Below are 24,396 nucleotides of genomic sequence, written 5' to 3' on the forward strand. Positions count from 1 at the left end.
ATTAACAACGGTAAATGTCAACAGAAGCACATCCGCTATTAATCATTCATTGTTAACTATTTATTATTAACTATTAACTACATCAGTACCACGTAACCTGACTACCCGTATTGCTTCGTTGATCCCACTTCAAGGCATCGGTCAACATACTCGAATTGGCACGGATAGAGAAGTTATACGAAGTAAACGGACCGAATACCAAACCGCAACTCATATTAAAACAGTGCAAATCGCGCGTAATATTCACCGTGGTCATAGACATCTCTTTCGATGTAAAATCATAACCGCTTGAATACGTAATGTTCCACCGGCTTCCGATTTTCACATTTCCTGAAATATTCAACGAATGTGTAAGTGCATACGGATAACGCATTTTCTTAATATTAATCTTCGCACTGGTGTTTTCACGGATACTATAACTATAACTCAAGCTCAAGCTCCATGGCATATTAAAGGCAAGATAACCGTCTGAATCAAGGGTCGCATCCTCGGTTTTCCGATTAGGCGAAGGCTGGTCGTTAGCCGTACTTTCATCATCATCTTCATCCTCTTCTTCTGAATCTCCCTTTTTATCTTTATCCTTGTCTTTATCATCCCCTTTCCCGAATAATTTCTTAAACGTATCATTATTCAAAGTATATGAGAACGAACCGCTATATCCCTGGAAACGTCCGAAACGTCCGTATGACCATTCGGTCCGGTCGCTTGTCACAACTCTACCATTCTCGTCAAACTTATAAGCATAGGTAGCAAATGTGGCATTCATATTAAAAGTATAACTCTTAGTCAGCTTCAAACGGGCACTCATCGTCAAGTTGCTCCATCGCTTTTGGGCAATATCGTACGACAAGTTTGCACTCAAATCATCAATCAAACTGATTTTCTTATATCCTGTCGTATCTTTATCCGAAGCCATTTTCATTTCCAAATTATTCTTCAGAGAGAAAGCAACGGTCTGAGAAGTCCCTTTACCCGGCACACCGTAAGGCATTCCTTCAAAAGGCGAATATTCGGTCATACGCACCTCGCCGTTTTCATCTGTATAAGTATAAGTTTCATAATAACCGAATTTCGACCTGCCGAAGTCTGGCGTATAAGTATAACTCACACTTGGCGTAACAACGTGACGGATAGTTATATCCTTACTTTTCCAAAACAAAGGCTTATACATACCATATAGCTTTGTATTCATTGATACCGCCATATTATAATCATACACGCGATGGAAACCATTAATAGTATCACGCACTTCTTCATGCGCCAATTCGTCGTAATTGCGCATGATTTTTTTCGTATACCAACGCTCTGTATAATTAAACGAAGGTGTAATGTTGATATACTTAAATAAGGTAAAGTTTGCCTCAACCGGAATATTATGACGCATACCTGTCTCCCACTGCGATAACGGAGTCTTAAACAGAAGGTTATCTTTTGTATTGACACTATTGGTCAATGCACCCGTATATTGGAAAGAGATTTTCTCATACCAACGTTCATTACCGGCTGCTTTTTTCCGCTTAAAGGGATAGATACGGCTCAACGAAATGTTTACATCAGGAAGAGTCATATTCAATGAAGAATCCCGCGTATTCTGCGTAATATTAAACGTACTCGAAATATTCAATCCGATTTCAGGGAAATTACGAGAATAACTGATACTAGACGCTTTCGTATTGTTGCTATACGAAGAAGGGTCGTACAACGTACTCAAACTCGAACGATCATAGCTGCTGGTCGCAAAGTTCACACTTGCCGAGAACGAACTGTTCGGATTCGCTTTGGCATCCTGACGATGGCTCCACTGGATACGGAAGTCTTTCGAAACGGCATAATCGGGCATATTTTTCTCTCCCGTCTTTGTTACCAAATAACTCGCATTAAAATAGCCACTATATTTATACCGCTTGTTATAATTCGAAGCGACAGAAAGCCCCCATGAACCTTTCGTATAAATTTCACCCAACAATTTTAAGTCCATTTTATCGCTAATGGCAAAATAATATCCTCCGTCACGCAAATAGAAACCACGGTTCATTTCATCCCCGTATGTCGGCATAATAAACCCCGAAGAATAACTGCTATTGAAAGGGAAAAAGCCGAACGGAATAGCCAAAGGCAGAGGCACATCTTCTACCACCAGCTGTGCCGGACCAAAAACCACATCCTTTTTAGGACGCACTTTCGCCATTGAAAGTTTCAAATAGAAATGCGGATGATCAGCATCACAAGTCGTATAGGTTCCGTTCGTCATATAAATTTCATTATCTGGACCTTTTTTCGCATTCACACTGGTCACATATCCTTCTCCTTGTTGGGTAATAATATCGTTAATGAAACCTTTCTTGGTCTTGAAATTATAGCGCATGGTTTTCGACTCGTATGGTGTTTCTCCATCTTTGAATATCGGAGTGCCTGAACTTACTCCTGCCGTGTCTACCACACCTTCAGCAAATACTGTACTGCTATCCATATTCATGGAAATCTTAGCAGAAGTCAGTTCGATATTCTGATAATTCACTTTTCCGTTACCATACAAATGAGCATACCCTCCCTTGGTAAAGACAATCGAATCACTCGCTTCATAAATTACCGGGGCATCCAACGGCTGTTTATCCGTACTGTCTGAAGCCAACGAATCAGCCATAAGACTATCTGTCGCTAACGAATCGAGCAACAACGAATCTGATTGTAGAGAATCTGTACGAAGTTCTGCATTGTTTCTTCTCGCCCGTTTCCCCTTTACACGCTGAACCTCAGCATATAACGAAAAACAACAGCTCATAAAAAACAAAGACAAGAACAAATATGTAGTTTTCTTAAATGACGTCATTCATTCTTTTTTTACACAATGCGCTGCAAAAGTAAGCATTCTCCCGTAAATAAACGCAGATGCTTCTGTTTTTAATGTATTTTTAAGACTATAAAAACAACTTGCACCAGCGGTCGAAACGCTGCACGCCGTTGCCTCCATGCTTTTCTACACTCTTCCGTGCCTTCTCAAGACTCTTTTCTTTATCCAATTTGGTTTTCGAGAAAAACTTGTCGGCAAAGCAAATAATCTCTTCTTCCAAACTGACCGGAAGCATATCCCGATGCGGAACAGGCAGGTTCTGTTCTTCAATATCCTGCAACGAAAGCCCTGCCCCCGTATGCCGTTCGCATACCAAAGCATGGCGCGGAAAGCCTTCTTTCCTCACCAAATCCGCCCCCAAATAGCCATGGCAAATATACGGATGAGTGCCGAAACACTGAATATCCGGCGCATCGGTCAGGAAAATGCCGATGTCGTGCAGCATCGCAGCCTCTTCGATAAAGTTCAGGTCCAAATCCAGCTCGGGATGTTTTTTAGCCAAAGCAAGTGCCTTGTCCGTAACCGAACGGCTATGTACCAACAAAATATGTTTCAATTCATTCTCTTCCGGATAGAATTTATCAATCAATGTCAATGGATTCATACCTTATTTATATTATAACGATTTATTTTCCTCTTTTCTCTAATTCCAATAAAAACTTCTTGGCTTCAAGTCCGCCTCCATATCCCGTCAACGAATAATCGCTTCCGATAATCCGATGGCAAGGAATAAATAGAGAAATGGCATTGGCACCGTTCGCATTGGCTACGGCACGCACAGCTTTAGGTTGCCCAATACGCTCTGCCAATTCACCGTAAGAACAAGTCTTGCCGTACGGAATCTCTTGCAAAGCGTCCCACACCTGTTTCTGAAAATCAGTCCCTACGGTCAATAAAGGCACATCAAAGCTCTTCCGTTCCAGCCGGAAATAAGCATCCAACTGTTTCATTGCTTCCTGAATCACATCCGACATGCCTTCTTCATAATCCACTTTCAATCCGGTCTGTAACCTCCTGTCCACCCTGCCCGGATGTTTTTCAATAGTCCAATTGCAAAGGCAAAGTTTATCCTCGAAAGATCCTAACACCAATTCCCCGCAAGGCGACAAATAGGATTGTATTCGAATTTTCTTCTCTTTTAGCATAACTCTTTCAATTGACTTTAGCCGGTTTGATATCCGGAAGAAATACGGCAATCACGCCCAACAGAGGCAACAACGTGCTGACAGTAAAAATAAACTCAATACTGGTCTTATCGGCAAGCCAACCAAAGAATGCCGAACCGATACCTCCCAAGCCGAACATCAATCCGAAGAAAACACCCGACACCATACCGACTTTATCAGGCTTCAAGTCGGTAGCATAAACCAAAATAGCTGAAAACGCCGATGCTATAATCAAGCCGCTCAGTATTGCCATGACAAGCGTCCAAAACAGATTAAGGTAAGGAAGTGCCAACGTAAACGGTGCGGCACCCAAAATAGAGAACAAGATAACATACTTCCGTCCATAACGGTCTCCGAAATAGCCTCCTAATAACGTCCCTGCCGCCAATGCCGCAAGAAAAGCAAACAGGCAGAATTGAGACGCCTGCACCGTAACTCCGAACTTTTCTATCAAATAGAAGGTAAAATAGCTCGTCATACACGATGCAAAGAAGTATTTCGAGAAAAGCATAATCACCAAAATGCCCATAGCCTTACGGACAGCCGATTCAGACAAGCCATGCGCAGCCATCCGTACAGCGCGATGAGCCTGCTTCATGCGAACCAGCAGCAAGCTATACCAATAGCCTACCCGTACCAAAATCATTGAAGCGAGCAAAGCAGCCGTAGCAAACCATCCTACGGCATGTTGCCCGTAAGGAATGATAATCAACGCGGCAAGCAACGGTCCGATAGCGCTTCCGCCGTTTCCGCCTACCTGAAAAATAGACTGTGCCAAGCTTTTCTTTCCTCCCGAAGCCATTTGTGCCACACGCGAAGCTTCCGGATGAAACACCGAAGAACCGCAACCGATAACCGCTACCGACAATAAGATAACCCAATAATTCGGGGCAAAAGCCAATATCAACAGCCCTACCAACGTAAATCCCATACCCATAGCCAATGAATAAGGCTGCGGATGGCGGTCGGCATATTGCCCCACAAAGGGCTGGAAAACCGAAGAAGTCAATTGGAATATCAAGGTAATGACACCGATTTGGGCAAAAGTAAAGCCGAAACTGTCTTTCAGCAAGGGATACATGGCAGGGATAACCGACTGGATCATGTCGTTCAGCAAATGACAGAAACCCATAGAAAACAAAATAGCGTATGCAGTACCCTCTCCTACCCGCGGGTGTCCTTTGAGCTTAGTTAAAATGTCCATACTCTTTTCATCTCAGAATTTGCAAGTGCAAAAGTACGCTTTACGAAGCAACGGACAAACAAAAACCGGAATTATTTTCTATCTTTGCCTCATCATTATCCAACACTGACACGCATGAAACATTCTATCAAATACCTTATCCTGACCGGCTGGCTCATCCTGACAAGCCTGATGCAGGGATATGCACAAATCCGTATGGGAGCCGAACAAACCGAATGCTATTTCCCACTCATCGAAGGGAAAAGGGTAGCATTGGTGGTCAATCAAACTTCTTTAATCGGAGAAAAACATCTGCTCGACTCCTTATATAATATAGGTATAAACATTACCCGCATCTTTGCTCCCGAACACGGATTGCGGGGAGAAGCCGATGCAGGCGCAACTGTCAAAGACGGAAAAGACACACGTACCGGTATTCCGATAGCCTCGCTCTACGGGAAAAACAAGAAGCCTACGCCTCAACAATTGGCAGATACAGATGTGGTAGTGTTCGACATCCAAGATGTAGGGGCACGCTTCTATACGTATATCAGCACCTTATATTATATCATGCAGGCTTGCGCCGAAAACGGGAAAGAACTAATTGTATTAGACCGTCCGAATCCATGTGATTACGTAGACGGTCCGGTATTGAAACCGGAATACAAAAGTTTTGTCGGCATGTTTCCTATTCCTATCTTACATGGATGTACCGTAGGCGAGATAGCCCGCATGATAAACGGAGAAGGATGGTTGGGAAACGGTTTGCAATGCACACTCAAAGTCGTCTCTGCATCAGGCTGGAAGCACGGACAGCCTTATTCGCTTCCCGTAAAACCCTCTCCCAACCTGCCCAACGACCAAGCCATTGCACTTTATGCCTCGCTTTGTCCTTTTGAAGGCACTTCGGTAAGCGTAGGGCGCGGCACGGAGTTTCCTTTTCAAGTCATCGGAAGTCCCTATACCAATAGCTATAGCTTCCGCTTCATGCCCCGTCCGCTAAAAGGCTCGGACATGAACCCAATGCACAAGAACAAGAATTGTTACGGAAAAGATTTACGAAATGTGCAGCCCCCCAAAGGTTTCACTTTAAGCTATGTGTTAGAATTCTATCGTCTTTACCAAAAACAAACAAAAGAGTTTTTCACCCGCCCACAGTGGTTCGATCTGCTCATGGGAACTGATCAAGTCCGCCTTGATATACAGAGCGGTAAAGACGAAGCAATCATCCGGAAGGCTTGGCAAAAAGATTTAGAGGAGTATCAAGCAATACGGAAGAAATACCTGCTTTACCCGAATTAGAAATAAAAGCGGGAAATATCTATCCCAGATACTTCCCACCCATACATACAGATTACAGATTTAGTTTCAGTTTCCTCCATAACCAGGATTCTGAATCAAAAGATTATTGGCTCCGATAATGCTATAATGAATAGGGAACCGGTTCAAATTCGGATTATGAGTAGCCTTATGATCCCACCAATCCTCGGTCACGTATGCATCCCAACGGACTAAATCAGTACGCCGGCGGGCTTCTCCTAAGAATTCAAGTTTCCATTCTTTCAGCATCCGGTATTTATCCAGATTGGCAGCTGTTACAGGGTCAGGGTCTACACCATCCGCAAAATAGCGTTTCCGTACGGTATTGATTAAATTAGCAGCCTCCTGTTTGTCGCCTGCACGCATTTTGCATTCAGCCAACGTATAATAGATTTCGGTCAAACGGATGATAGGGATATCCGGATTATACATCTCCTGATATTCGTCGGCATTCGGTCTTGGACTACGTTTTATCAAACGGACACCCGAACCTTCTTCAGCCGTGGCAATGGTAGAAGGCAACTCTTCCACACCGGCATATTCCGTTCCGACTTTAGCAAAACATGCTATCTGGTCACGTATGACAAGAGGCTGACCGATATAGTCTCTCGCTCCTACACAAACCCAATCCGGATGGTCAGGATTTACCAGTTTTCCTACCACAAACATCCCGCGGTATTTTCCTCCTTGTTCATAAACATACTGCTGCTTACGGACGTCTTTATCGTTGAAGCCTTCGTAATTGTTGCCCAAGTTGAACTGGTATAAGTTCCCTTCCGGGTCACGGCTGGGAATCAGACAGCACCCGTTATCTGCTTCAGAATCTTTCAATCCGCCTAAAAAGTTCTTATAATTGTATGGCATAGAAGGCTTCCAATAGCACCCATCGGTTTCCAGTTTGGCATTCTCGCTTGGGAGTGTCCAAATGATTTCCGGACAGGTTTCATTCTGGAAACCGAAAATATCAGTCCAGTCATCTGCCAGTTCATAGCTTCCGTATTTCCCGTCTATGATATCCTGACAAATCTGAGCGGCTTCCTGATACATCGGTTTTCCGATATAAGCCTCCGCATTGAAATAAAGTTTCGCTTTTAATGCGGCAGCTACAGCCTGATGAACCGTATTGGTTTCCATAGCTCCCAATTCCGTTTTTACCGGAAGTTCCGGAAGCACTTGCGTCAGCAACGAATCGATGAAATTAAACGTCTCGACATCCGTCGAACGGGGCAACACCTCGCTTTTAGTCGTCGTATAGAGCGGCACTCCGCCAAAGAAATCCAGCCCGTCCAAATAAAAAGACGCGACCAACGTATTCATTTGACATAACATCGACTCTCTGGTCCCTTCTGGAAAACCCAAAGCATTGAAGTCTATTTGCTCTAAATCTTCCAATGCGTCCCAAGCCAATGCGATTCCCATGGAAAAATTAGTCCAGCCATTCGAGATGCTGGTCATATCTTCGGTATATTCATGATGGTGGAATTTCTGAAATACCGCCCCGTCATACCAGTCACTTCCACGGGTAGGGACACAAAATTCATCCGTACCGAGTTCTTGCATCTCCCATCTGGCTCTATCCGAAGCAATCCAAAAACGCCAATGAGTAAACGGACGATTGAAACGTTCCCAAACCGCATCCTGCGAAGAGTAAAACGTTTCGGGCACTACTTGAGAATAAAACGTCGGCTCCACATTACAGGAAGTTCCCATAGTCAAAAGAAACAGACTTCCTACAATTCCTGATTTTATAGTAAATGCTTTCATATCTATGTATCTTAACTTTATCATTCTTCACTTTAGAAAGTGAGTTGCAATCCCAATGTATATGTCCTTACCAACGGATAAAGCCCGTCAAAACGTTCCGTACCCTTATCCCAGCCAGCAATATCCACCTCTGGATTCACGCCACTATATTTCGTAAACATACAGACATTGCCCACGGTAGCATAAATCCGGAACCGGTCAACCCACTTGCAATAGTTTTTCAGCGAAAGTGAATATCCCAAAGAAATGGCGTCAATCTTCAGGAAAGTCCCGTCCTCCAAATAATAGTCACAAATCTGTTTCTCGCCGCGGATGTGGTTGAATTTCCCATAAGCGTCTTTCAGCACATTGCATTCGTCGATTCCTTGAATACCGAAATACATGTTAATCATGTTGTACACGTCAAACTTAATCCAACTGCGCATATTGATATTCAGGTCGAAATTCTTGTACATGAAAGAGTTGTTCCAGCCCAACATGACCTTTGGTATGTAATTGCCCATGTAGCGCTTGTCCGCTTCGGTCTTTTGGGCGGCAGGGATAACCTCTCCGTCTTTATTATACAACAAGAAATTGCCGTCCTCGTCGAATCCTGCGAATTTCCACAGATAAAAGGCACCAATGGTAGAACCTTCCTCCATTCTGGCTGCATCTCCCGGCATACCCGGCACAGGAAATGAATTGCCATTATAGTAAGTATTATTTCCCCACAACGTAAGGATCTTACCTGTATTATGAGCTAAATTCACCTTGGAAGTCCAGACAAAATCCTTCCGTTGGATGATGTCCCCTCCAAGTTCTAACTCCCAACCTTTGCTCTCCATCGCGCCAATGTTCTGCCATTGGGTACCTTGAATATAAGGAGGTTGCGGCACTTTCACTTCATAAATCATGTTGTCAATCTTCCGGCGGTAATAGTCAAACTTGCCATAGAAACGGTTGTTGAAGAAAGAGAAATCCACACCGATATTCCATTCTTTCTTTTCTTCCCAACCTAAGTTCTCGTTAACATTCTGGGTCTTGCCATACGAATTTGCCCAGCTCCCATTAGGCAGCATCCACCAAGTGTCCGAGCCTAACACATTCGCCATATAGGAAGAATTGAAATCATTATTACCCGTCACGCCATAACCGAAACGGAGCTTCAAATCGTTCACCCAATCTACGTTCTTCATGAATGCCTCATTCGAAATCCGCCAGCCGCCTGACAAAGCCCAGAAATTACCCCAACGGTTTTTAGCGGCAAATTTGGATGAACCTTCGTGACGAATGGTAGCCGTTACCATATACTTGTCATTATACGAGTAATTGGCACGGGCGTACAGGGCAAACAAACGTTCGGTAATGTTCTTTCCCGACCCCATTCCGGCTTTACCGTCACTCAGATAAGAACCTTTTCCTATATCCCAAAACCGGATTCCTTCTACATCGAAATTATAGTTTTCGGCATAAAAGTTCTCACCATTGCACTCAAAATAAGAATAACCGGCTACAGCGTTCAAGCTATGCCCTCCTTCGAACTCTTTGATATAAGTGGCGTAACCTTCGGAAGTTAGATTCTCGGTTTTGCTGAACTCTAACTTCGCCCATCCGTTCCGATTATTGTTGATTTCATCCAAGTGATACCTGGACCTGAACTGATGCAATTCCCATTGACGGTTCTCATACCCTAACGTCTGTGTAAAAGACAATCCCGGAATTGCCTTGATATTCAGTTTAAAGGAAACCTCCGGCTTAAACCATTTGTCAAGCCCTTCGTAATCATACAATTGGGCATTGGCCAATACGTTGTAATCCAAGTTCTCGCCAGTCCAGACATTAAATCCGGTCTCGCTTTCCGGGTCGTAAGGCGAACGGGTAGGATTGTTTCTCAACGCTTGCTGGAAATTGGGCCAGTTGTTGTTTCTCCAAGCCTGCCGGTAATCAACGTTCGGACGCACTTCCAGCCAACCGTCAAACAATTTAAAGTTGGCATTGATTCGTCCGCCATAATCCTGACGGGAATCGTCTATGGCTATACCTTCATTCTTTTGGTAAAAGAACGAAGCGTACATCCGGGCGTTTTCCGTTCCGAGGTCGATGGAAAGATTGTGCTTTTGGGAGAAATTGTTATCATTCACCAATTCTTCCCACCAGTCTACATCATCCCCATAATCGATGCCTACCTGATGCTCTCTGTACTCATCTGCAGTCAACATACGAGGCTTGCCCCAATCCTGCTTTTTAGAAAGTTCCGTACTATAAGTCAGCCGGGCTTTCCCATTGGTGTTCGAACCGCTCTTGGTCGTAATCAAAATAACTCCCGAAGCGGCACGAGTTCCATAAATCGCACCGGCAGAAGCATCTTTCAAGACATCAATCGACTTGATGTCATCCTGATTAATCGAACGTATATCTCCACCGGGGAAACCGTCAATGACAATCAAAGGAGAGCGTCCCGCATTAATCGAAGTCATACCGCGCAACTGTATCGTAGTCCCTCCGTTGACACTACCGTTATTCTGCAACAACAATCCGCTGATTTTACCTTGCAAAGCAGTCGTAATATCCGCCCCGCCTACTCCTTTCAGCATATCGTCGGCAGAAAGAGAAGTCACCGCACTGGTCACCTGCTTCTTTTCCATGGTTCCATATCCTACTACAACGACCTCTTCCAACGTCTCGCTATCTTCTGATAAGGTCACTTTGATAAGGCTTTGGTCTTTTACAGGCACTTCTTTCGTTTTATAACCGATGAAAGATATTTCCAAAATAGCATTAGACGGGACATGCTGCAAAACAACACATCCGTTCAGGTCTGTCACATTACCTAATGTTGTTCCTTTCACCAATACATTCGCACCGATTAATTCACCGCTGCTGTCTGAAACCATCACTGTTACAGTCCGGTCTTTCTGCATCACCGATTCACTACCGGCATTCTCTCCCGACAAAGCAGTTACATCAGCCAGCATGTCAATCCCAGGAAAGCATGCCAAACCAACGGCAATCCATAACGCCTTCTGCCGGGAAAATACATTTTGAATTTGTTTCTTAATTATCTTATCCGTTATCATAATTCCTGATATAAACACATAAATAAATATGAAATTCACTCACAAATATTCCAGATATGATTGTCATTTCAATATGCCGGCTTGATAAACGGAGCATCCAACAAATAGTCTATGCTCTCACGCACACTCTTCAGCACGTCACTCGTACTGTACGATTCGATTTCGGCAACGATATTCTTGACTCCCGCTACATCCGCATTCCGGAAAATAGCATCATAGCCCACCATACCGCTCTGACCGATTTCACGATGGTCTTTCAGATGCAGCATCTTGAAACGTCCCGGATATTTATGGAAATAATCTACCGGACTCTGCTGTCCTCTCACTACCCAATAAACATCCATTTCAAAACATACGTACCGAGGGTCTGTATGCTGCAACAAATAATCCATCATAACCTCCCGGCCCTCTACCTTCTGAAACTCGTGCGCATGGTTATGATAACCGAACGATAAGCCTGCCGCTTGGCAGCGTTTTCCTATTTCATTAAAATAGGTGCAATACAATTCCAAGTCCTTGACCGTTTTGGGAACCTCCAAATAGGGGAAAATGATATACGACATTCCTGCTTCCCGATGGTCGGCTATGCATTGGTCCCACCAAGCCAACGCTTCCGACAAATCGCCGCTTTTCAGTTCTTCGGCATTCAACGCACGGCTGCAATGAGAAGACAAGACCTTCATGCCGGCACCCTCGATGTCGCGTTTAAAATCAGAAGGCGTACGCCCGTAGAACTTGCCTTCACCGTAATAGGCAGCCTCGATAGCTGTGTACCCCATATCAGCCAATTTCTTCAAAGTCTGGAGATATACCTCCGAAGCCTTTCCCTGCTGATTCACACCATTAATCAAATCTCGGACAGAATAAAGCTGAATGGCTATTTCTTTTTTCACACGCCCATGCTGCTGGGCTTCTACGAATTGGAACGGAATCCACAACAAGACTCCGATTATCCACAAACAAACTTGCTTTTTCATAGATTGGATCTGTTTTTTACGCTGCCCCAGGCTGAATCGCTTCAGCCCGGAACAAACGTTAACCTAATAAATAGAATAAAAAGACATAGTAAAAAAGAGAGAACGACAAACAGGAATGCCCGCCAATCAGCAACCGATTGCGGAATTTACCTTTCTGCTGTCTTGCGGGAGCAAAAAGCTTGCGATTTCGTCCTGCAACGCGCAGGAAGCTTTCCCGGCCTGGGATTCCGTCCTGCAACGCGCAGGAAGCTTTCCCGGCCTGGGATTCCGTCCTGCAATGCGCAGGAAGCTTTCCCGGCTTGCGATTTCGTCCTGCAACGCGCAGGAAGCTTTCCGAGGCTTGCGATTCCGTCCTGCAACGCGCAGGAAGGAATTGCATCCTATTTGACCGTTCTTGCTTGAGTTAGACTTCGATATTAATCCAGTATTTTCACACGGATGTTTCTGAACCAAACATCGTCACCATGGTCTTGCAGGCCGATATAACCTTCGTGATTGTCGCCGCCGCAATTGTTCAGCAATTCAAACGCCAAGGGCCATTTCTCTTGGCTGAACTTGCTTTCCTGCAACATCTTCGTCCATTGCGGAGTCCACAAATGGTATTCAACCACATTTTCTCCGTTCTGGCCATGAATCACCGTACCTTTATATACCATAATCTTAGCCTGGTTCCATTCGCCATACGGATGCTGGTTCTGAGGAACAGCCGGTATCATGTCATACAGCGAAGCGGACTGGCGGTTGTTGTCCTTTCCCAATTTCGCGTCGGGGTGATTGGCATTATCCAACACCTGATATTCCGGAGCGGAAATGTAAATCGGCTCGAGCACCTCATTCCCGTCTTTATCCTTCGATGTCACTTCTTGAGCCAAATACAAGATACCGGAATTTCCGCCCTTCGAGACTTTCCATTCCAAAAGCAATTCAAAGTTCTTGAACTTATGTCCGAAAATCAAATCGCCGCCATCGCTGTTCTGCGCTTCACCGCCGCCCGAGCCATTGAACTTGATGCATCCGTCTTCGATAACCCAACGGGAAGGTACCCGGTCTTTTCCATAGCCACGCCATCCGTTGAATGTCTTTCCGTCAAAAATGGTAATGTATCCGTCTTTATCGATAGGAAGCTTCAAACTGTCTGTTTCGGGAGCCTTCAACGATGAAGAATAAGATAGAGTAGCAACCGTTTCTTCCTCCGGCTGATTTTCCGCTTTCTTCTGATTACCACCACAAGCGACCAAGGCACAACTCAATGCCAGTACGCCCAATGTCTGATTCATTTTTTTCATTTGAGTAATATTTAATTGATTGATAATGATTGAAACCTATAGAACCTTTCCGGAAATTATCGAGGCATATCCGGCAATGCCCATCCCGCACGGTAATGATGCTTAATCAATTCTGCGGCAAATTCTTGCGCGTTAATGGCGTCTGTCCAAGTCTTATTGAACGACGGATGGCCGTTATGAATCGTAAAACCGTCTTTGACGCACGTCTTTATCGTCTCGTTCTCGCCAATGTTCGTGAAACGCATATTTTCGCCGTCCCATTCCAATGTCTTGTTCAAGCCTTGCAGACGGACAGCCAATACGCCCATCACAACCATTTCATTCAACGGACCCGCTTCTGAGAAAGCAGACTTCACCGGTACCCGGTATTCAGGGTCTTCCTTGCAGGCGCGTACCCAATCCATTTCATGTGAAGTGGTCACGCGGCGGCATACCTTCGGCGCATTGGGCACTCTTCCTGAAAGCAAGAAAGGATTTTCACCGTAACAACTGCATACCAACGTGTCTTTTGTCCCGTGGAAAATAGTCAACCCGCCATTAGCCGGCATCAACGGTTTCCCTTCCGGAAAACCTTCCGGACGTTCGGGCAACAAACCGCCGTCATACCAATGCACTTCCACCTCAGGCATTGCTATTTTAGGCATATTCTCACGAGCCGGGAAAATCATCTTGACATGCTGTGCCTGAGGCGCACAAGCGTTCAGCAACAACGTAGAGCTTGCTTCCACCTTTGTAGGATAGCCCAATTTCAATGCTTTGAACGGCTGATGCAAAATATGGCAAGCCATATCTCCCAAAGCACCCGTACCATAATCCCACCAGCCGCGCCAGTTCCAAGGATGATAAATGGAATTATACGGATTCAGTTTTGCCGGTCCGGTGAAAAGGTCCCAGTCTAATGTTTTAGGGATACGTTCCTCTTTCTCCGGAGAATTCAAGCCCTGCGGCCAAATCGGACGGTCGGTAGCACATTCCACCTTTACGACATCACCGATTTCCCCATTCCAAATCCATTCGCAAACCAAGTCTGTGCCTTCGCCAGACGCTCCCTGATTACCCATTTGAGTCACTACGCCGGTCGACTCTGCCAATTTGGTCAACAATCTGGATTCATAAACAGAATGCGTCAAAGGTTTTTGGCAATACACATGCTTGCCCATCGTCATCGCATCGGCTGTAATGATAGCGTGAGTATGATCGGCTGTAGCAATCATGACCCCGTCTATCGATTTTCCCATTTCGTCCAGCATCTTGCGGTAATCCCAATATTTCTTGGCTTTGGGAAACTCGTCAAAAACCCCTTTCGCATAATTCCAGTCTACATCACACAATGCTACGAGGTTTTCAGTATCTTTCACGGCATTGATATTGCTATGACCGATACCTCCCACTCCGATAGCAGCGATATTCAGCTTATCAGAGGGCGGAATATGCCCGAAACTTTTTCCCAAGATAGAACTTGGTGCAACAGTAATAGAAGCCAATGTAGCGGCTCCCGCTTTCAAAAAATCTCTTCTTGATACGTTTGACATAAGATTCAATTTTAAAGGTTAATATATTATTTAATGAAAAGCAGTCATGATTAAGTAAAATGCCTTAGCAACCCATACCCGTTGGTCAGGGTTTTCCGGTGTTGCCTGATTTCTTCCAATGTCTCAAGATTGCCGATTGCCGGCAGCCGGTGTGTGGAAGCATCTTCAAGGAACTTCCAAGCATACCCCGACGCTATGGCAGAGTCCCTCATCCGGGGCAAGTCGGGAGAGGGCTCGCCTTTCAGTATGCTTTCGGCAAAAAGAGAACAAAGCACATCAATGTTTTTCCCTCCGTAAGGCTTTTCAATACGTTCTGTCCGAGTAACTCCATGAAGCTCTACAACAGCTGTCTTAAAGTCGTGGGTCATCCGGGCTATCCCTTTCGTGCCGATTAAATCCACATACGAATTATGGGTCTGGTCTTTGGCTAATTGCCCATATACAAAGCCCTGGGTAATATCGAAAACAATTCCATTTTGGAAAGTACCCTGACACTGAAGCCACCAAGGGTCTTTATAATTCCACATCCTCATTCCCTGCGCATGCCAAGTCTCATAATCACAACCCGCATACCATCTGGCTATATCCACATAGTGCATGCCGCAATCGTGAAATGCCGGACCTTCGTACTCATGACCTTCGCCGGGAGCCAATCCGGGCGTCATGTGACAAATACGGACAATAGCCAATTCTCCGATTTCTCCAGAATCTACAAATTGTTTCAACGCATGATGATACCAAGAATTACGCAAGTACAGATTAACGGTCGCGATAAGAGGATGATTCTCTACCAACTCTACCGCCTTCCATTCTCTTTCGATAGAATCGGCAATCGGCTTTTCTGCCAAGATGTGCTTTCCATAGCGGACCGCCTTCTCTATCTGCCTCAAACGCTGGTCTGCCAATGTAAAAAGCCCTACAGCTTGAACCGACGGATCTTCAAAAATCACCTGTTCATCGGATACAATCTGGGCATCCAGCCCCCATTGAAGGGCTTCTTTTCTGACAAGAGGATTTACATCACAGATATACGCAATATCCCACTTCCCGCTTTTTCTCATTTCGTCCAGATAGAACCGTCCCATTCTACCTAAACCTATAATCCCGATCTTTATTTGTACATTTTCCATGGTTTATTACATTTAAAGAATTATGATTCACAATCTGACATCTCTTCCGGCTTGACCAGCAAAGCACTCAATTCCCACAAAATATAAATAGGAATAAAGACTGCTAATAGCGTAAATGGGTCTGATGATGGAGTAATCACTGCAGCCACAACCAACAGGATGATAACTGCATATCTACGGTATTTCTTGAAAAACGTACGATTCAAGAGTCCTATTTTCGAGAACAAGACAGATAATAAAGGCAATTCAAACATAAGACCCATCATGAAAACCAACATGAAAAAGTTATTCATGTATGAATCCAATGCCAAGTGATTGCCAATCAGAGAACTCAACTCATAAGTGTACAAGAAACGCAACGTCAGCGGAAACACCACTGAATACCCCATCAAGCAACCCAAGAAAAACATCACTGTACCAAATACAAAAGCCCAACGCACTTTTGCACGTTCGTTGTCGTAAAGTGCCGGACAAACGAATTTCCATATTTCATAGATCATATAAGGGAAGACGAGCAACAAAGAAATCCAAAACGATAAGGACATGTGGACAAAGAACTGCGATGCCAATTTGATGTTGATGACATCCACCTGCAACGGTTTTTCCAAAAAGCCAGGCATCAATGAAGTATAAGAACTCATTTGTCCCAAAAACCGATACAAGAAAAAATCGCTTTGAGCCGGAGCCATAATCACATGGTCGAACAAATAAGGGATAAAAAGAAAACAAGCAATCACCCCTATCCCCCAAGCGACAAGGATGCGTATAAACATCCATCGTAGGATTTCCAAATGTTCCCAAACGGGCATTCCTGTATGATCTATTTCACGCATAACTATTATTTCTTTTCAGACATTGAAATATCTTTACTTGAATCGGCATCCAACCCTTTATCGATTTCTTTTTCGATGCCGTTCATCCCGTCTTTGAAAGTTTTGATTCCCTTGCCTAACCCATGCATCAATTCCGGAATTTTTTTCCCGCCAAACAAGAGCAATGCTATAAAAGCAATCAACAAAATCTCAGAAGTTCCAATAGGACCTAAAAACAATAGTGTACTCATAATACATAAAATTTAAAATTAGTTTTTTCGAATGGAGGTTCGGTTGAGAACCTTGTGTTGCAAATATAGAAGGATAAAAAAGCGGTTCTGAAAATCAAAAAACTTTTGTAGTAAAGACCAGACAATAACAGTTCTATTTTCAAGGATTTAAGCAGACATGCAAATGTAATTTGAGGAGAAAAATTGAAGCCTTAATTCCTTCGTTTTTCAATAAACCATCTTTATAGTTTCCTAAGAAATGCACTGCAAATGATTCTTCTTATTCTACATTTTCTATTTATCGCTCTATTTTAGGGCACTATAAATCAACATTTTACAAATCATTCAAAAAAAATGCTCTACATAAAAGCGGTAAAAATCAAATAATTCATAAATTCGTACGTTTAAATTCAATTTTTAAAGTTATGAAGCACACAGTCGTCTTATTCTTATTTATCTGCTTAAACGGATTGGTTTTCTCGGCAGAACCGAGCAGCACTGCCCAAGTAACCCTTCAACACTTGTCAGATTCCTTGAATGAATGCATCAAGCACAGACAAGAATACGTCAATCGAAAAGAAAACCGGATAAAAGGAATCAAACGGCTATTAGATAACAAATCGCCGAACGACTGGCAACGCTATGATATCTATAACCAACTTTCGAAAGAATACAAAAAATTCGTCGTAGACTCTGCTATCTTCTATACAAAAAAGAAAATGAATCTGGCAGAACTACACAAAAAAGAGAAGGAGCTAAATGCGTCAAAAATCGATTTGTCTCTGCTTTACTCGATGAGAGGGAGCTATTTGGAAGCCGAAAAACTTTTACAAAGCATACAAAGTTCATCTTTGGATAAAGAGCTACGATATGAATATTATAGTGCCTATCACCAGTTTTGGGAATATTATTCCATTTCTTCCAGAGGCAATGACTATGCCAAACAACAGTTTGCCCTCTACGATGATTCTTTAGTTCAAGTAATGGATAAGTCCAGCCTGTCTTATAAATTGTTGCAAGCTAACATACTGGCAAGTAAAAAACAGTTTGCAGAAGCAGAAGAACAATTTTTAGAATTGCTCGCAACCGAAGAGGCAGGCAGTACCAATTCTGCCATGATTGCCTGCGGACTGGCATTTAATTATATGAATCTAAACCAACCTGAACAAGTAAAGTATTATTTCACCCTATCCGCCATAACAGACCTCTGTAATGCTACAAGAGAAAACATGTCTCTGCAGTCCTTAGCATTTATTGAATTTAAGAACAAAAACCTGGAACTGGCTTCTACTTATGCACAAGTGGCTGTAGAAGACGCGATTGCTTCGAACATTCACTTTCGGACTTCCCAAATCTATCAGTTTTATACGGACTTGAATACACAATATAAACAAGAGAAAATCAAGCAAAAGTCCAAACTCCAAACAAGCCTCATCATCATTAGCTGCATTTCTGTTTGCTTAGTGCTGCTGGCCATTTATGTATTTTTGCAGATACGGAAAATTACCCGCATCAAAGAGACTTTGGCAAGCAACAACAAGCAACTGAGAAACCTGAACAACCAGCTGAACCAAATGAACGAAGAATTAAACCAAAAAAATGAGCAGTTGCACGAGATTGGAAATATCAAAGAAAAATACATCGCCCAATTCTTTGACCTCTGCTCCAATTATATCAGCAAAATGGAAAATTACCAAAACCAACTTTACAAACTTACAATCAACCATCATTACGAAATGTTAGTAAAGCGGTTAAAGTCAACCAACCTGATTGATGAAGAATTGGAAACGCTCTACAAACATTTCGACAGCATCTTCCTCAGTTTATATCCCACATTCATCGAAGACTTCAATGCCTTGTTAAATGAAAATGAAAAAGTTATCCCCAAAGCAGGCCATCTGTTAAATAAGGAATTGCGTATCTATGCACTGCTCCGCCTCGGACTGACCGACAACACTAAAATGGCAAGTTTCCTGAGATGTTCGATGAGTACGATTTACAATTACCGCACCAAGATGAGAAACAAATCCAAAGTCGACCGGGAAGATTTTGAAAATCAAGTTATGCAAATCGGAAATACGAAGCCGGTAAGTTGAACAAATAAAGATTTACATAATAAAAAAAGTTACCTTTATTTAGGTAACTTTTTGTAGCCCGTGGGAGAATCGAACTCCCCTTTCAAGAATGAAAATCTTGCGTCCTAACCGATAGACGAACGGGCCATCCTTCTTTTCTGCCTTAGCAGATCTTGCTTTGGAAGTAGCCCGTGGGAGAATCGAACTCCCCTTTCAAGAATGAAAATCTTGCGTCCTAACCGATAGACGAACGGGCCATCCTTTGCCGTGTCGAGAGGTGTTTCTCGAACACGGGTGCAAAGGTACGAATTATTTTTTAATCTGCAAATGTTTTGCGATGTTTTTTCACTGGATTAGTAAAAATATGCCTAAAATAAAGAATAAGCAACATTATTTGTTCAGTGCATCCGCTTCCTTTATGCTCTTCTCGATGTCTTCATCGCTCAATTCAAAGTTCGTGAGGTTACCAGCCAAGTATTGGTCATAAGCACTCATATCAATCAGTCCGTGTCCGGAGAGGTTGAAGAGCAATACTTTTTCTTCGCCGCTTTCTTTGCATTTCAAAGCCTCGTTAATGGTAGCGGCAATAGCGTGGCAAGATTCCGGTGCCGGGATGATGCCTTCTACTTTAGCGAAGAGGCAGCCTGCCTTGAACGAATCCAATTGCTGGATGTCTACAGCTTCCATCAAGTTGTCTTTAATCAGTTGCGATACGATGACGCCTGCTCCGTGATAACGCAAACCGCCGGCATGGATATTGGCGGGTGTAAAGTTATGTCCCAAAGTGAACATCGGAAGCAGCGGAGTATATCCGGCTTCGTCTCCATAGTCGTATTCAAACTTGCCTCGGGTCAGTTTCGGGCACGATGCCGGTTCTGCCGCAATGTATCGGGTTTTCTTTCCTTCTAAAATGGTATGGCGCATGAATGGGAAAGCGATACCGCCGAAGTTTGAACCTCCGCCGAAGCAAGCGATAATGGCATCCGGATATTCGCCTGCCATTTCCATTTGCTTTTCGGCTTCCAGTCCGATAATGGTTTGATGCAGGGTTACGTGGCTCAACACAGAACCCAGTGTATATTTACAGTTGGGTGTGGTACGTGCCAGTTCGATAGCCTCCGAAATAGCTGTACCCAATGAACCTTGGTGGTTGGGGTATTTAGTAAGAATGTCTTTTCCTGCACGGGTCGACATAGAGGGCGAAGGAGTGACCTGTGCGCCGAATGTCTGCATGATGCTGCGGCGGTAAGGTTTCTGTTCGTAGCTGATTTTCACTTGATATACGGCAGCTTCCAGTCCGAATACATTGGCGGCATACGATAAAGCGGCTCCCCATTGTCCGGCTCCGGTTTCGGTTGTAATATTGGTAACGCCTTCTTTTTTACAATAATAAGCTTGTGCCAAAGCCGAATTCAGCTTGTGTGAACCGATAGGGCTTACACTTTCGTTCTTGAAATAGATATGTGCAGGTGTATCCAATGCTTTTTCCAGTCCGTAGGCACGAACCAACGGAGTGCTGCGGTAGTATTTATACATTTCGCGCACTTCTTCGGGGATTTCAATCCACGTATCTGTTTGGTTTAGTTCCTGTTTGCAAAGCTCTTGAGCGAAAACCGGATAAAGGTCTTCGGGCTTAAGGGGTTGTTTGGTAGCCGGGTTTAAAGGAGGCAGCGGTTTGTTTTTCATGTCTGCCTGGATGTTATACCAGAAGCGGGGTATTTCGTCTTCGGGTAAGATGAATCTTTTCTGTTGTTTGTTCATAATGACTTACATTTTAAAATGTTTTGCCAAAAATAAGTAAAATATTGATATAAACAAAGTCTTTTGCGGAAAAATATGCTACTCCACCCAAAGCAAGTCGCTTAAGATTCCGTCGGAGATGAAAATGCCTTCCGCTGATAACCGGAGGATATTCTCGTTTTGTTGCAATGTACCTTGATGCAGGTAAGGCAATGCTGCTTTTAGGCAATAATCATATAATTTATCTCCGAATGTTTCCTTTAGGTGGTCGAGCGGTAACCCCCATTGGGTGCGCAGACGGGTGATGATAAAATCGTTGTAACGGGTATAGAGGTCGAGTTCTTCTATTTCGTAATTGGGTTTACGGTTCTCGATGCCTATTAGGTATTTTTCAAGCGATGCGATGTTCCATTGGCGGGAAATGCCGTTGTATGAATGAGCCGCTGCACCGCATCCTAAGTATTTCTTGCCTATCCAATAGCTGGAGTTATGCCGCGAATGATAACCCGGCAGGCAGAAGTTGGATATCTCATAGTGTTCGTATCCGGCAGACTTTAGTGTGTGTATCAACTCAGCAAAGAGGTCAACGCTTAGGTCTTCGTCTATTTCGTTTACCCTATGTTCTTCTTTAAGTTTCCATAGCGGTGTTCCTTCTTCGTAAATCAGGTGATAGGCGGAAATATGTTCGGGATGCATACGGAGGGCTTGCTGCAGGTCGGATTTCCACGACATGAGTGTTTCGCCGGGCAGTCCGTACATTAAGTCAATGCTGAGATTGGCAAATCCGGCTTCTCTGCATCGGTCGAAAGCTTCAATGGCTTGTTGTGCCGTATGGCGGCGATGCAAGAGCTGTAAAGTCTTGTCGTTAAAGGTTTGTATTCCCATGCTCAAGCGATTGAACGGGAAAGTCCGAAGCATCTTTACATATTCTTCATTTAAATCATCGGGATTGGCTTCGATGGTGATTTCGGCATCGGGACGGATGTTATAATATATATATAAGGTAGAGAAAATCCGTTCGAAGTGTTTTTCTTGCAGTTGCGAAGGGGTTCCTCCGCCCAAATAGACGGTTTCGATATCTTCTTCTTCAAGATAATCTTTCCGTTGCTTTAATTCGGAGCAAAGAGCCTCGACGTATCGGTCTGTTTGTTCACTTTGAGTGGTCGAGAAAAAATCACAATAGATGCACCGGCGTTTGCAGAAAGGGATGTGTAGGTAGATGCCTGCCATAAAGTAAAAGGATAAAAAATTGTCATTCTGAACGAAGTGAAGAATCTCGTATGCATTAGCGGATGTGAGATCCTTCGCTTCGCTTAGGATGACAATTCTATAGAAACGTTATTGTTTTAGTCTTATTCTTCGCCACGGATAGCTGCGATACCCGGCAATACTTTGCCTTCGATAGCTTCCAACAACGCACCACCACCGGTAGAGATGTAAGAAACTTGGTCAGCCATGCCGAACTTGTTGATGCAAGCTACAGAGTCGCCACCGCCAATCAATGAGAACGCACCGTTCTTGGTTGCTTCTGCGATAGCTTCTGCAATGGCTTTCGAACCGCCAGTGAAGTTATCGAATTCGAATACGCCTGCAGGACCGTTCCACAAGATAGTCTTGGCGTTAACGATAGCTTCTCTGAATGCTTTGCGGCTTTCGGGACCTGCATCCAGTCCTTCCCATCCGTCAGGAATATTACCTGCCGGGCATACTTGCGTATTAGCGTCGTTCTTGAAGTCGTCAGCTGCGATGCAGTCGGTACCCAATACCAAGTTTACGCCTTTTTCTTTTGCTTTCTTGATGATGTCGAGAGCTAAGTCGAGTTTGTCATCTTCGCAGATAGACTTACCGATTTTGCCGCCCTGAGCCTTAGCAAAAGTGAAAGTCATACCACCGCACAGAATCAGGTTATCTACCTTATCCATCAAGTTTTCGATGATACCAATCTTGGTAGATACTTTCGAACCACCCATGATAGCGGTGAACGGACGTTTGATGTCTTTCAATACGTTGTCAACGGCTTGCACTTCTTTTTCCATCAAGTAACCCAACATCTTGTGGTCTGCGTCGAAGTAATCAGCGATAACGGCTGTAGAAGCGTGTTTGCGGTGAGCAGTACCGAATGCGTCCATTACATAGCAGTCAGCGTAAGAAGCCAATGTCTTGGCGAAATCTTTTTGACGAGTTTTCATTTCCTTCTTAGCTGCATCGTAGTTAGGATCATCTTTTTCGATGCCTACAGGTTTGCCTTCTTCTTCAGGATAGAAACGGAGGTTTTCCAACAGCAACACTTCGCCCGGTTTCAAGGCAGCTGCAGCGTCCTGTGCCTTAGCGCAGTCGGGAGCGAATTGTACCGGAGTGCCCAAAGCTGCAGATACAGCGTCAACAATCTGGCTCAATGAATATTTAGCGTTTACTTTGCCTTTGGGCTTGCCCATGTGCGACATGATAATCAAGGCACCACCGTCAGCCAAGATTTTCTTCAGAGTAGGCAGTGCGCCACGGATACGGGTATCATCGGTAATTTTACCATTTTCGTCCAAGGGTACATTGAAGTCCACACGAACAATTGCCTTCTTTCCGGCAAAGTTGAATTTGTCAATAGTCATCATAGTTTTATATTTTTTGTTTAAAGTGTTTGCTTCTTTCAGATGCACCGCAAAGTTAAGAAAAAAAACAGATAAAGCGATATTCTTCCCGATTATTTTCTATGCCTTTGTTATTTTGTTTTAAAAGATATGCCCAACTTAATGCTTTTGCGATAAATATTCTTTCATGCGTCTTTTTATTTTTAATGTATATGTATTTTCTACTTTTAAGGGCATTCCAATGATTGTGTGTGCAACCCTTCTTGCTTTTTCTTTTTCTCCTGTTGTAACATAGAGTTGCCACAACAAATATTGTGGTTGCATACGTGTTGGAATCATGTAGGAAGCCCATCGGTAATAATATTCTGCTTGTATAAACTTGTTTTGTTCCATATAATAGTTCCCTAAATGACAAAATCCTTCACATGAGGGTAATATATCTTTTATCCGTTTTTTAAGATGGCTTTCTAATCGGGATTGTTTCGATAGCCAAGTCATGTAGTAGTCAACTTAGGTATTTACAAACGATTATTACTCAACATTTTGCAAGTAATAAGTCAGAAATATGGTCATAATCTTTAAGGGTACATTCTGAAAGACGAAGATTTAACGCTTTTATTGATTCTTAACTTCCTTGGAGCATCAATATGGGCATTTCCCTCTCTTTTCTATGCTATTCACTTCCAATA

18 protein-coding genes and 2 tRNA genes are annotated in these 24,396 nt (G+C 43.6%); 2 read left to right on the forward strand and 18 right to left on the reverse strand.

Going from position 1 to position 24,396, the window contains the following annotated elements; all coding sequences use genetic code 11:
* Positions 1 to 82: 82 nt before the first annotated feature.
* The 4 genes from B5F91_RS05900 to B5F91_RS05915 form a co-directional block, all read right to left on the reverse strand.
* Entirely contained in the window at positions 83 to 2,830 is a 2,748-nt protein-coding gene (locus tag B5F91_RS05900) for a putative LPS assembly protein LptD (RefSeq protein WP_087428161.1), read from the reverse strand.
* Between the two features lie 88 nt (positions 2,831 to 2,918).
* Entirely contained in the window at positions 2,919 to 3,455 is a 537-nt protein-coding gene (locus B5F91_RS05905) for an HD domain-containing protein (protein WP_087428162.1), read from the reverse strand.
* A 22-nt stretch (positions 3,456 to 3,477) separates the two neighbouring features.
* On the reverse strand, positions 3,478 to 3,996 hold the full coding sequence (locus tag B5F91_RS05910; RefSeq protein ID WP_087428163.1) for a methylated-DNA--[protein]-cysteine S-methyltransferase: 519 nt from the start codon (positions 3,994 to 3,996) through the stop codon (positions 3,478 to 3,480).
* Between the two features lie 7 nt (positions 3,997 to 4,003).
* Entirely contained in the window at positions 4,004 to 5,221 is a 1,218-nt protein-coding gene (locus tag B5F91_RS05915) for an MFS transporter (RefSeq protein WP_087428164.1), read from the reverse strand.
* Between the two features lie 114 nt (positions 5,222 to 5,335).
* On the opposite strand from B5F91_RS05915, the gene B5F91_RS05920 reads away from it, so the two are divergent.
* Positions 5,336 to 6,502: a DUF1343 domain-containing protein gene (locus B5F91_RS05920; RefSeq protein ID WP_087428165.1), complete on the forward strand. Its 1,167-nt coding sequence runs from the start codon at positions 5,336 to 5,338 to the stop codon at positions 6,500 to 6,502.
* A 66-nt stretch (positions 6,503 to 6,568) separates the two neighbouring features.
* Here the strand turns inward: B5F91_RS05920 and B5F91_RS05925 are convergent, their stop codons facing one another.
* The 8 genes from B5F91_RS05925 to B5F91_RS05965 all read right to left on the reverse strand — a co-directional run bounded on the left by B5F91_RS05925 (position 6,569) and on the right by B5F91_RS05965 (position 17,328).
* On the reverse strand, positions 6,569 to 8,284 hold the full coding sequence (locus tag B5F91_RS05925; protein ID WP_087428194.1) for a RagB/SusD family nutrient uptake outer membrane protein: 1,716 nt from the start codon (positions 8,282 to 8,284) through the stop codon (positions 6,569 to 6,571).
* Positions 8,285 to 8,316: 32 nt separating this feature from the next.
* Positions 8,317 to 11,184 (reverse strand): SusC/RagA family TonB-linked outer membrane protein, encoded by a 2,868-nt coding sequence (locus B5F91_RS05930; protein WP_239416275.1) that lies wholly within the window; start codon positions 11,182 to 11,184, stop codon positions 8,317 to 8,319.
* 224 nt (positions 11,185 to 11,408) lie between these two features.
* Positions 11,409 to 12,317, reverse strand: coding sequence for a sugar phosphate isomerase/epimerase (locus tag B5F91_RS05935; protein ID WP_087428167.1), 909 nt, complete (start codon positions 12,315 to 12,317; stop codon positions 11,409 to 11,411).
* Positions 12,318 to 12,733: 416 nt separating this feature from the next.
* Positions 12,734 to 13,603, reverse strand: coding sequence for a DUF1080 domain-containing protein (locus B5F91_RS05945; RefSeq protein WP_087428169.1), 870 nt, complete (start codon positions 13,601 to 13,603; stop codon positions 12,734 to 12,736).
* A 56-nt stretch (positions 13,604 to 13,659) separates the two neighbouring features.
* Positions 13,660 to 15,135, reverse strand: a complete 1,476-nt coding sequence (locus tag B5F91_RS05950) for a Gfo/Idh/MocA family oxidoreductase (protein WP_087428170.1) — start codon at positions 15,133 to 15,135, stop codon at positions 13,660 to 13,662.
* Between the two features lie 50 nt (positions 15,136 to 15,185).
* Complete coding sequence (locus B5F91_RS05955) at positions 15,186 to 16,265, reverse strand: Gfo/Idh/MocA family oxidoreductase (RefSeq protein WP_087428171.1); 1,080 nt, start codon at positions 16,263 to 16,265, stop codon at positions 15,186 to 15,188.
* Between the two features lie 20 nt (positions 16,266 to 16,285).
* On the reverse strand, positions 16,286 to 17,098 hold the full coding sequence (gene tatC / locus B5F91_RS05960) for a twin-arginine translocase subunit TatC (RefSeq protein WP_087428172.1): 813 nt from the start codon (positions 17,096 to 17,098) through the stop codon (positions 16,286 to 16,288).
* Between the two features lie 5 nt (positions 17,099 to 17,103).
* Positions 17,104 to 17,328: a twin-arginine translocase TatA/TatE family subunit gene (locus tag B5F91_RS05965; protein ID WP_087428173.1), complete on the reverse strand. Its 225-nt coding sequence runs from the start codon at positions 17,326 to 17,328 to the stop codon at positions 17,104 to 17,106.
* 404 nt (positions 17,329 to 17,732) lie between these two features.
* Here B5F91_RS05965 and B5F91_RS05970 point away from each other — a divergent pair, with 404 nt between their 5' ends.
* Positions 17,733 to 19,403 (forward strand): DUF6377 domain-containing protein, encoded by a 1,671-nt coding sequence (locus tag B5F91_RS05970; protein ID WP_087428174.1) that lies wholly within the window; start codon positions 17,733 to 17,735, stop codon positions 19,401 to 19,403.
* Between the two features lie 54 nt (positions 19,404 to 19,457).
* On the opposite strand, the gene B5F91_RS05975 is transcribed toward B5F91_RS05970, so the two are convergent.
* The 6 genes from B5F91_RS05975 to B5F91_RS06000 all read right to left on the reverse strand — a co-directional run bounded on the left by B5F91_RS05975 (position 19,458) and on the right by B5F91_RS06000 (position 24,100).
* Positions 19,458 to 19,529, reverse strand: a tRNA-Glu gene (locus B5F91_RS05975).
* Between the two features lie 38 nt (positions 19,530 to 19,567).
* Positions 19,568 to 19,639 (reverse strand) — tRNA-Glu (locus B5F91_RS05980).
* 133 nt (positions 19,640 to 19,772) lie between these two features.
* Positions 19,773 to 21,143 (reverse strand): TrpB-like pyridoxal phosphate-dependent enzyme, encoded by a 1,371-nt coding sequence (locus B5F91_RS05985; protein ID WP_087428175.1) that lies wholly within the window; start codon positions 21,141 to 21,143, stop codon positions 19,773 to 19,775.
* 78 nt (positions 21,144 to 21,221) lie between these two features.
* On the reverse strand, positions 21,222 to 22,352 hold the full coding sequence (gene hemW, locus B5F91_RS05990; protein WP_087428176.1) for a radical SAM family heme chaperone HemW: 1,131 nt from the start codon (positions 22,350 to 22,352) through the stop codon (positions 21,222 to 21,224).
* A gap of 122 nt (positions 22,353 to 22,474) precedes the next feature.
* Positions 22,475 to 23,731 carry a phosphoglycerate kinase gene (locus B5F91_RS05995; protein ID WP_087428195.1) on the reverse strand — a complete coding sequence of 419 codons (1,257 nt, stop codon included), beginning with the start codon at positions 23,729 to 23,731 and terminating at the stop codon, positions 22,475 to 22,477.
* A gap of 135 nt (positions 23,732 to 23,866) precedes the next feature.
* The gene (locus B5F91_RS06000) at positions 23,867 to 24,100 is read right to left on the reverse strand and encodes a hypothetical protein (RefSeq protein WP_087428177.1); all 234 of its coding nucleotides are present in this window, start codon (positions 24,098 to 24,100) and stop codon (positions 23,867 to 23,869) included.
* Positions 24,101 to 24,396 lie beyond the last annotated feature (296 nt).

The organism is Bacteroides sp. An322, assembly GCF_002161765.1.
Taxonomy (GTDB): Bacteria; Bacteroidota; Bacteroidia; order Bacteroidales; family Bacteroidaceae; genus Phocaeicola; species Phocaeicola merdavium.